Origin of the sequence: uncultured Gimesia sp., assembly GCF_963972345.1 — a bacterium.
Taxonomy (GTDB): domain Bacteria; phylum Planctomycetota; class Planctomycetia; order Planctomycetales; family Planctomycetaceae; genus Gimesia.
This window is the reverse complement of record NZ_CAXAVM010000066.1, coordinates 26,057-34,606: the sequence shown is the minus strand read 5'-3', so window position 1 is coordinate 34,606 and position 8,550 is coordinate 26,057. Positions and strand designations below refer to the sequence as shown.

Here is an 8,550-nt window from a genome sequence, read left to right as displayed (position 1 = left end):
ATAATCCACCATGAATAACCCAACATGCAACGGAACCACACCCCCCCCAGCCAACAGACTCCAGATCCACAGCTCGAATACAAGAATGAACCTCACTAACATAACAAACATTCAATGTCCTCTCCCCCGGGCGCGTGCCACTGATCGGCTTGCCCGACAGTGCGCGAACAAACAGCCCCACTCAGAAAAACAGGGTAAGCCCGAATTAAATTCGGGCCGAGCACAGCGAGCAGGAAACTGACAGGTCAAACGCACAATCCAGGGCAACACATCCCAGCTGTTCATCGTAGGGGCCGTCCCATGTGTCGGCCCGCCTGGCGAGTATCAACCCGTTTCACATCACAATGGCAACAGATAAAACATTCCAATCTATATTTTCAACCACGAAAAACTCAAAACCACCCACAAGAAAAAATGGGTGAGCCCGAATGCAATCCGGGCCGAGCGGAGCGAGCAGGAGGTCGCAGCTACCACGTACCCTCTAGAATCGGGCTTCCCATACTCATTCGACACGGCCGGACAAGCCGGCCATGGCACCCGGTAATCTTTCTATTGGTTGCAATGTTTCCCACAAAATCAGACGAGCGGGTGGCACCGTTGGCTTGTCCAACGGTGAAGGTGATCACGGTTCCCTTACCCGGTTCACAACGAATTATAAAAGAATCGTCCTCACTCCCGCAGATGAAAATCCCGAACTACTGAAAGAGCAAATAGAAGGGTGAAAAAGGTGTTATCGATATACATCATAGAACACCCCAGATGAGCCCCGTTATTTCTAGCTCGAAAAAACCGCAGCTAACGCCGTTCGGCTAATGTGAAAGTAAAAATGCGAGAGAAAGAACGGGTAGCCCCGGATGCAATCCGGGGTTGTCGCAGACAACAGGAAACTGTCAGGGCAAACGCACAATCCAGAACAATAAAGCCAACCTGTTCATCGTAGGGGTCGTCCCATGTGTCGACCCGCCTGGCGAGTATCAACCTGTTTCACATCACAGTGGCAACAGATAAAACATTCCAATCACTATTTTCAACCATGAAAAACCCGATACCACACAAAAGAAAAAATGGGTGAGCCCGAATGCAATTCGGGCCGAGCGGAGCGAGCAGGAGGTTGCAGCTACCACGTACTATCCGGAGCCAGAGCTTACACACCCATTCGGCACCGTCGGACAAGCCGATCGGTGGCACACGGCCGCCGAATACTGTCGGGCATATTACAATGCCTTGAGAGATTTCCGGGTGGCACGGACCGGCAGCTCCGATACCAACTAAGCGAAACCTCCCGAAGCGGGTAGCCCCGGATGCAATCCGGGGTTGTCGCAGACAACAGGAAACTGTCAGGGCAAACGCACAATCCAGAACAATAAAGCCAACCTGTTCATCGTAGGGGTCGTCCCATGTGTCGACCCGCCTGGCGAGTATCAACCTGTTTCACATCACAATGGCAACAGATAAAACATTCCAATCTATATTTTCAACTACGAAAACCCCGAAACCACCCATAAGAAAAAATGGGTGAGCCCGAATGCAATTCGGGCCGAGCGGAGCGAGCAGGATGTCGCAGCTACCACCTACTATCCGGGGCCAGAGCTTACACCCCCATTCGGCACCGTCGGACAAGCCGAGCGGTGGCACACGGAAACCCCTATATTAATTGCAATGTGTCCTACAAAATCAGACGTGCGCGTGCCACTGTTGGCTTGCCAACAGTGCTGGTATTAACGTCCCCTGACCCAATTCACAAAGCACTCTAAAAGAAGTGCCCGTCCCTCCATGATGCATCAGGAACCTTTCACACCGGTCCAGGCGGGTGGATCGCTGGCGGGGAATGATTCATCGGAGGCTTCGTCGATTGTATTCATCGGCGGTTTTTTGGACTGGGAAGGAACAATCGTCAACAACAGTGCAGCTGACTCCACGCACTCGACGCTGTGTGTTTCCGCATGGGGTAGATAAATCATCTGACCGGCTTTGAGGTCGTGATCATTTCCCATACATTTAAAACGGACATGACCTTCCAGGCATTGGACCGTTAAGACACCTTGTGCGGAATGACTGGGCAGGGAATTTCCCGCTTTAATGATCATGCGAACGATCTCCAGATCGTCGGTCTTAACCAGAATTTTCGTTTTGGTTGACTCCAGATCAGCTCCCAGCGGGGCAACGGTAAGCACTTCTCCCGGTTTCGCGTGCGATGGTGACATGATATTATCCTTATGTTAAGTGTCTGGTGCGTAATTCTATAGAACCTCCACCGCTGAGGCTCGACGGCTTTAGAAAACGCGGCACTCAATCCGGATTTCGGCTCATTGTCTATTTCCATTCTATGAAGCTGGAAGGAGCAATGAAAGCCTCTGTTTCTAAAAACAGTTCCCAGTTGAAGTTATCTGCGATGCAACTGCTGCATACCTGCTTCCAGAATTCGTTGGGCCTCCAGACTCGTTTCCGGTGCGCACAAAGCCCACGGAGTTTCTCCTGTCCGCACGCAATGGGCAAAGTGTTCGGTGGCGGTCTGTAATGACAGTACCGGACATTGAACTTTAACTTCCACTCCTTCCGACTGATCTGCGGTGGCCAGCATCAATCGCCCTTTTTTCTGCGGTTCCACAATATAGGTTCCCTGAGAGCCATAGATGGCGGTGGCGTAGGCCGTCAGTTTGCCGACCTGCGACCAGGAACCTTCAGCGGTCGCCATCCCATCCGGGTAATTCATGACGATGATGGCGTTGTCTTCCACTCCCAGGGGTTCAGCCCGGTACGCGCCTCCGCTTGCCAGGATGGAGGCGGGGGCTCCCATCAGGCAACTCGCCAGCACACAACCATAACAGCAGTAATCCATCATTGCACCGCCGCCATTGCGATCCGGATCGAATAACCATTCACAAAAATAATCACTGCAACCCAGTTCTTTCGGACCCGCATGCGCGGCGCGGTACTTGACCTGCCAGAGAGTTCCGAGTTCACCCGCCAGGGCAGCATTGACGGCGTGCTGCATCTGCGGCCACCAGGCAAAAGGCCAGTTCACCATCAGGCAGAGTTCCTGTGCGCGGGCGGTTTCCAGCATCTGTTCCGCCTGCGCGAGGCTGGCTGCCATCGGCTTTTCAATCATGACCGGCAGACCATGGTTTAACGCCTGGAGTGCCAGATCGGCACCTTCCTGATTGCTGCTGAAAATATAGACGCCATCCAGTTCGTGACTGGCAAACAGTTCCTTGACAGAGGCATACGTGGGACAGCCATATTCAGACTCGACCCGCTCTCGCAGGGGCTGATTTGTATCGAAGGCGGCAACCAGTTCCGCGTTCTGTGAATGTTGCAGTTGAGGCAGGTGGTCCCAGACATGATCGTGGATCAGACCCAGAATGCCGATTCGCAGTGGCTGTGTTGTCATGGTTGTACTCTGTGAAAAAAAGGGATGACCGCGAGGGCTGCAGGAATTAACTGACCTGGTGATTTGCGGAGTTCAGAAAGGCAGTAAACTGATCTTTGATCTGCTGCACCTGTTTTTCAGTGTAAGGCTCAGTTTGTGACTGTCCCCAGACCGGGGCAGGCCAGTAGGGGTCGCTATGCTTTCTGCCAATGACATGGATATGCAACTGGCTGACGACATTGCCCAGTGCCGCGATATTCATTTTGTCTGGTGCACAGGTCTGCTGAATGAAACGTGCCACCAGATTGACTTCGCCGAGAACGGCTGTCTGCTGTTGAAACGGCAGGTTGGTCAGTTCGATCTCTTCACAATGCGGAACCAGGATCAACCAGTCGACCAGCGCATTGTTCATCAGCAACAAGGTCGATTGTTCGAGTTCACATACAATGTGGCAGTCCGCTTTGAGTCGTTCGTCCAGATTCATGTATTCAACTCTTTCCATGTACGAGTAAGACGCATTATCGATTGATCAGAAAGGTTGCCATCTGATCAAAGAACGGTTCCAGTGTCTGTCTGATCTCATCAGAGACTTCGACTTCCTGCAGGGCGGCAGTCATCAGTTCCATCCAGCGGTCACGGGCACTCTGGTCAATGGCAAACGGTGCGTGTCGCATTCGCAATGCCGGGTTCCCTCGTTCTGCCAGGTATCGTTGAGGCCCGCCCAGGCGATATACCAGAAATTCCTTCAGCCGATATTCTGCCCCCGCCAGGTCCTCAGCGGGATACATGGGACTGAGGATCTCATCAGTGCGGACTCCCCGATAAAATGCGGCGACCAGTTGTTCCAGTTGTGTTTCTCCCAGGTGGTCAAACAGTTCTTCTACCGAAAGCGGGCTCATGTGATTCTGAGTGTCCTGTACTCATAAGTAAAATGGATGGATTGTTTTAGAAAGCCATCTGTTGTGTGGCTGAATTTTCCGTTGTGTATGGTATCTTAGGAGCTGACAGGAAAGATTCCTACTCAACGGATGTGTCAGCTTTGAGGAATTCAAAATGCGGCGTTACCTGCTCATGTTGCTCATGATTACTGTGCATGTTGTCCTCAGTGCCTCGCTCTCTGCTGCCGAGCCACTCTGGACCGGCTTCGTGCAAAGTCCCTGGTTTGAAGAACAGTATCAGTATCTGCAACCGGTGCCGGAAGTACGCGCGATGATCATTGCGCCTCGTCCTGAAAAAATAAAACCGGAGCATCTTAATCGGGTCGTGCTGTTCACCACGCCCAATGGAAGCAGCATTGAGCAGACACTGGGTTGTGCGCAGAAAGCGGGGCGTGACTGGCATTATGCTATCCAGCACATTGCAGCGCAGCATCGACAGTGGCAGTCGTTGAATGAGCGTGAGAATCTGATCCTGGTCTGTCTGGAAGCAAAAGGATTGAGCTGGCCGGCGTGGAGATCCCGTCATGCGGATCATCCCCGTTTGATTCGCGATGTCATCGCTGCGATTCTGAAACAGATTCCGCTCAAAGATCCACGGCTGACGCTGGCCTGTCACAGTGGCGGGGGAAGTTTTCTATGGGGGTTCCTGAACGGCTCTGATACGATTCCGTCTGAGGTGGACCGCTTTGTGTTTCTCGATGCGAACTATTCCTTCAGCGCCGCCGACGGACATGGGAAAAAGTTTTCCGACTGGCTGCAGGGTGACAAACGCCGCAGTCTGATCGTGCTGGCCTACGATGATCGGAATGTTCTGTTCCGAGGCAAAAAAGTCGTCAGTCCCACGGGAGGCACTTTTCGGGCAACACAGCGCATGCGGGATGAGTTTGAAAAAGAGGTCGCATTCCAAGAATCCGGTGCCGGTGATTTTAAGACAGCGACCGCCCTGGAGGGGCGCCTCCGGTTAGTGGTCCATCAGAATCCTGAGAATCAGATCCTGCATACACAGGTGGTGGGAGAAATGAACGGATATCTGTATGGGGTCACGGTGAATACACCTGAAGCACAGGAGAAGCTGCCGGGCCCACCTCGCAGTTATACACGGTGGATTCAACCGGAGCCATTTACGATGTCAGAGCAGGAAGCGTCTCCCTGAGAAGCGTGTTGTGTTAACCCGGTTTTGTTTCTCGTATTGAAAAATCGAAATAACAATAGTCTGACCATTCACTTTCACCAAGTCTGTTTCTGGCCTTGACCCTAATTCTTCCTGGTTGTGATCCTCCAAAATTAAACATATAAAAAGGAATCGGGATTTCAGTATCCAGTTCTACAGGATTATAAAAGATCTCCGGTTCCAGGGGGCTGGCACAACTTTCTTCAATAGTATAAGTGATGGGGTATTCACCCGAACTGGGATACCAGCGACAGTCCAGAACCCGGGGATAGTGAGTAAAGGCCGTTCCTGAAACAGGAATGATGATTTCCGGTTTCGAAGGAGTACCGTCAAGTGACAGTTTTCCCATGAAAGGATCTGTTTTCCTAAAGACTCTCTCGTTTTCATCATACCCAATCAAAAACACATAAGTGCGCCGCTGGGGAAGCATCGGCATTTGTAAATGCCCATAGGAACAATTTGCATCAGCCCGATAAGGATCCTTGAGCGGAGGGCCGAGCAAGGCAACAACTTCCTCTCGACTCATTCCGATCTGGGCTGTTTCCCATTGTCGATAATCGGGTTGAACAAATTCAGGCTCTGTTGAAGCATAGGAAAAAGGATCTTGCATACCGGTTCCACTCCTGAGTACTTTCTCGCACTGATCTGAAAAATGAAGTTTAAAACAGCGGTTGCTTTCCGATAATGCGTCTGATAACCGACCATTGGCCGGCGTGCATCATCCAGTGCGTGGCTTCGCCTGCAAAAACACATCCCACTGTAGGGCCGAGATAGCTTACCGATTCTGGAGCGGGTTGCATCAGCGCTTCATCACTGAACTTCGACAGCGCATTGAGGGTGACTTCACGTTGTTTGTGCATCAGTTCTACCAGTTCTGCTTTGCCGAGGAAGTCGGCGGGATTATCGCTGGCCGCAGCCTCCCTGGAGTAGCGTTCTTTGAAGCCAGCGGGTAGTTCCGGCAGGGGATCGGTGCAGACCTGGGACGCATGAAAGTGTTCGCTTTGAATCAGATGTCCTAACTGCCAGTTGATGTGGTTGGACTTTTCTGCGGGGCGCACCAGCAGGTCGGCATCGGTCAGGTCTTCGAGATACCCGTTGACCACAAAGGTGGGGAGCTGCAGAGAGGATTTGATATGTTCAGCGAGACTCATGGGAATGCGTTTCCTGTTCGAAGAGTTTAAAGTTGGAATGGCTGTCTGTGATTATTAAAGAATGTTGACGGGCTGCTTGCGGGGCGCCCAGAGTGCTTCTGCGTATTTCACACGGCACGTTTGTCCTCGATAGCGGGCCAGGGTCTCTTTGCCCTGCAGGGCACCAGTTGTCTGGGACGGATCGTATTTCACGTTTCTCTGCACCGCCATATATCGCCCCAGCCACTCCATGGATTTCTGCCAGTATTCGGTGACATCCACGAAGGTATCCGGTTCGAAGCCGATGGTATGTCCGGGGCCATTATCGTAATGATAAATGGTGCGCGGCCCGCGGAACCGATCTTCGTTCAGTACGCGTCCGCCATGATTCAATGCGATTTTACTTAATTGTGACGCGACCGTGTGGTCGTGGTGGTGATCATACTCCCAGAGCTGCAGGGCGATATCCGGCTTGATCTCATAAACGGCGGCAGCGACTTTCTGTTTGGTTTCTGCGTTGGTGTCATACTGATGAGAGGCAAAGTCGAGATACCGGGTTTCGACGCCATATTCGCTGGCAATCTTCGTGATAGAGTTGCGGAATTCTTTTTCACGTCCTTTGGTGGGAGGCCAGTTACTGTAGTCACCAATGAGAATCAGCTGCACGACACGATAGTTTTTTGCGACCGCCTGCAGCATGATCCCGGGGACACCGTACACACAGTCATCGTAGTGGGCACCAATTGCCAGCAGCGTTTTCTGATCGGCCATGAGTTCTGATTTCGTGCAATAAGAGGTTTCGGGGAAGTCATCAGGGAACAGTGCTCCGCGCGTCACTGTTCTGCATGTTACCCGGTTGGCTGTCAGGTTGCCATGAATTTCACGGAATTGAATTGCGCGTGTGGCGCGGGCGGGATTGGGGCAGGATTGTGGGGCAGGGCTGTGAGTGCCGACTGTCGAACTGTCGGCGGAGGTGTGGTTGTACGTTATACTGTTATGCGGTCTCAACCTGTTTCTGAGAACTCTCGATAAAGTATTCCAGGTAATCTGTCTGCGATTTGATCAGATCAAAAAACTCTTCTGCTGCTTCCAGATTTTTGGATTCAATAATGTCCTTGATGATTTCGCACAGGCTTTGTGCCGGGGTATAGATGTCAAGCGGAGCCGACTCGGAGAGTAAACCCATCGCATTTTTCAAATTGTCTCCAAAGGCCTGCTTCAGTTCTTCCCGGTCGCGGGTTTTATAGATGACTCCCGTGATGCCCAGTTTTTTGGCCAGTTCCAGGCGTTCCAGCTGACGGCTTTGCGACTGGTTCCCGGGCTGAAGCGATGTGAGCAGAAAGAACATCGGAGCCTGAAGCTGACCGTCGTCATTATACCGTTCCTGTTTCTGAACCTTGAGGAACAGGTCCAGCCCGTCGAGTTCCCGCATCACGAGTTCAGCGAACATGATTTTGATTTCACTGTCCATCTCCAGAATGGAGAGTGCTTCAAAACCGGAGGAGGCACAGACGACTTCATACCCCAGTTCCTCGAGCAGTCTGGTATGCACGTAACAGGTATATCCCACTTCATCGACGACAAGTACTTTCATAGGCGGTTTCTCTCAGAACAGGGGCGGTGGCTGGTAAATGAAACCGCTCTCTCCAGCGGTGGAGAGAGCGTTGCGAAATGTCTTTCATTCAGGTGTACTGTGTCTGCAGCAATAAAACGATCACAGATTGAGATGAAGAGACAAGATGTATGTTGCATTTGATTCATGGTTGATCCGCTAAAAATATAACACACAAATGACTTGAGTCGAATTGAATTTGATTGTGATTCGCAGGGACCTGCCCGGGTAAAGCCGGCATTTCCTGAACAGAATTTTCAACGATGTTCCCGGAAGGCAACGTCGTTTCTTTTTCCTGATCGCAGAAATCTTTCGAAACCCTGTAAAAC

Annotated in this window: 9 protein-coding genes; 1 reads left to right on the top strand and 8 read right to left on the bottom strand. The window is 51.7% G+C overall.

The features are described from left to right. Positions 1 to 1,781 precede the first annotated feature (1,781 nt). The 4 genes from AACZ40_RS13150 to AACZ40_RS13135 form a co-directional block, all read right to left on the bottom strand. On the bottom strand, positions 1,782 to 2,204 hold the full coding sequence (locus tag AACZ40_RS13150; RefSeq protein WP_291168799.1) for a cupin domain-containing protein: 423 nt from the start codon (positions 2,202 to 2,204) through the stop codon (positions 1,782 to 1,784). A gap of 179 nt (positions 2,205 to 2,383) precedes the next feature. After that, positions 2,384 to 3,391 carry a Gfo/Idh/MocA family oxidoreductase gene (locus AACZ40_RS13145; RefSeq protein ID WP_291168797.1) on the bottom strand — a complete coding sequence of 336 codons (1,008 nt, stop codon included), beginning with the start codon at positions 3,389 to 3,391 and terminating at the stop codon, positions 2,384 to 2,386. A gap of 46 nt (positions 3,392 to 3,437) precedes the next feature. Beyond that, entirely contained in the window at positions 3,438 to 3,854 is a 417-nt protein-coding gene (locus AACZ40_RS13140) for an HIT domain-containing protein (protein ID WP_291168795.1), read from the bottom strand. A 34-nt stretch (positions 3,855 to 3,888) separates the two neighbouring features. Next, entirely contained in the window at positions 3,889 to 4,269 is a 381-nt protein-coding gene (locus AACZ40_RS13135) for a globin (RefSeq protein ID WP_291168793.1), read from the bottom strand. A gap of 154 nt (positions 4,270 to 4,423) precedes the next feature. Between AACZ40_RS13135 and AACZ40_RS13130 the strand changes: the two genes are divergently transcribed. Next, positions 4,424 to 5,461: a hypothetical protein gene (locus tag AACZ40_RS13130; protein WP_291168791.1), complete on the top strand. Its 1,038-nt coding sequence runs from the start codon at positions 4,424 to 4,426 to the stop codon at positions 5,459 to 5,461. Positions 5,462 to 5,474: 13 nt separating this feature from the next. Here AACZ40_RS13130 and AACZ40_RS13125 read toward each other — a convergent pair whose 3' ends face one another. The 4 genes from AACZ40_RS13125 to AACZ40_RS13110 form a co-directional block, all read right to left on the bottom strand. Continuing rightward, entirely contained in the window at positions 5,475 to 6,089 is a 615-nt protein-coding gene (locus tag AACZ40_RS13125) for a hypothetical protein (RefSeq protein WP_291168789.1), read from the bottom strand. Between the two features lie 49 nt (positions 6,090 to 6,138). Beyond that, on the bottom strand, positions 6,139 to 6,630 hold the full coding sequence (locus AACZ40_RS13120; protein WP_291168787.1) for a DinB family protein: 492 nt from the start codon (positions 6,628 to 6,630) through the stop codon (positions 6,139 to 6,141). 54 nt (positions 6,631 to 6,684) lie between these two features. Next, a complete protein-coding gene (locus AACZ40_RS13115; RefSeq protein ID WP_291168785.1) occupies positions 6,685 to 7,380 on the bottom strand; it encodes a PIG-L family deacetylase in 696 nt (231 codons plus the stop codon). 223 nt (positions 7,381 to 7,603) lie between these two features. Beyond that, positions 7,604 to 8,203 (bottom strand): response regulator, encoded by a 600-nt coding sequence (locus AACZ40_RS13110; RefSeq protein ID WP_291168783.1) that lies wholly within the window; start codon positions 8,201 to 8,203, stop codon positions 7,604 to 7,606. Positions 8,204 to 8,550 lie beyond the last annotated feature (347 nt).

Coding starts and splice junctions, on each gene's coding strand:
- AACZ40_RS13150 (WP_291168799.1), bottom strand. CDS start 2,204: ATGTCACCATCGCACGCGAAACCGGGAGAAGTGCTTACCGTTGCCCCG.
- AACZ40_RS13145 (WP_291168797.1), bottom strand. CDS start 3,391: ATGACAACACAGCCACTGCGAATCGGCATTCTGGGTCTGATCCACGAT.
- AACZ40_RS13140 (WP_291168795.1), bottom strand. CDS start 3,854: ATGAATCTGGACGAACGACTCAAAGCGGACTGCCACATTGTATGTGAA.
- AACZ40_RS13135 (WP_291168793.1), bottom strand. CDS start 4,269: ATGAGCCCGCTTTCGGTAGAAGAACTGTTTGACCACCTGGGAGAAACA.
- AACZ40_RS13130 (WP_291168791.1), top strand. CDS start 4,424: ATGCGGCGTTACCTGCTCATGTTGCTCATGATTACTGTGCATGTTGTC.
- AACZ40_RS13125 (WP_291168789.1), bottom strand. CDS start 6,089: ATGCAAGATCCTTTTTCCTATGCTTCAACAGAGCCTGAATTTGTTCAA.
- AACZ40_RS13120 (WP_291168787.1), bottom strand. CDS start 6,630: ATGAGTCTCGCTGAACATATCAAATCCTCTCTGCAGCTCCCCACCTTT.
- AACZ40_RS13115 (WP_291168785.1), bottom strand. CDS start 7,380: ATGGCCGATCAGAAAACGCTGCTGGCAATTGGTGCCCACTACGATGAC.
- AACZ40_RS13110 (WP_291168783.1), bottom strand. CDS start 8,203: ATGAAAGTACTTGTCGTCGATGAAGTGGGATATACCTGTTACGTGCAT.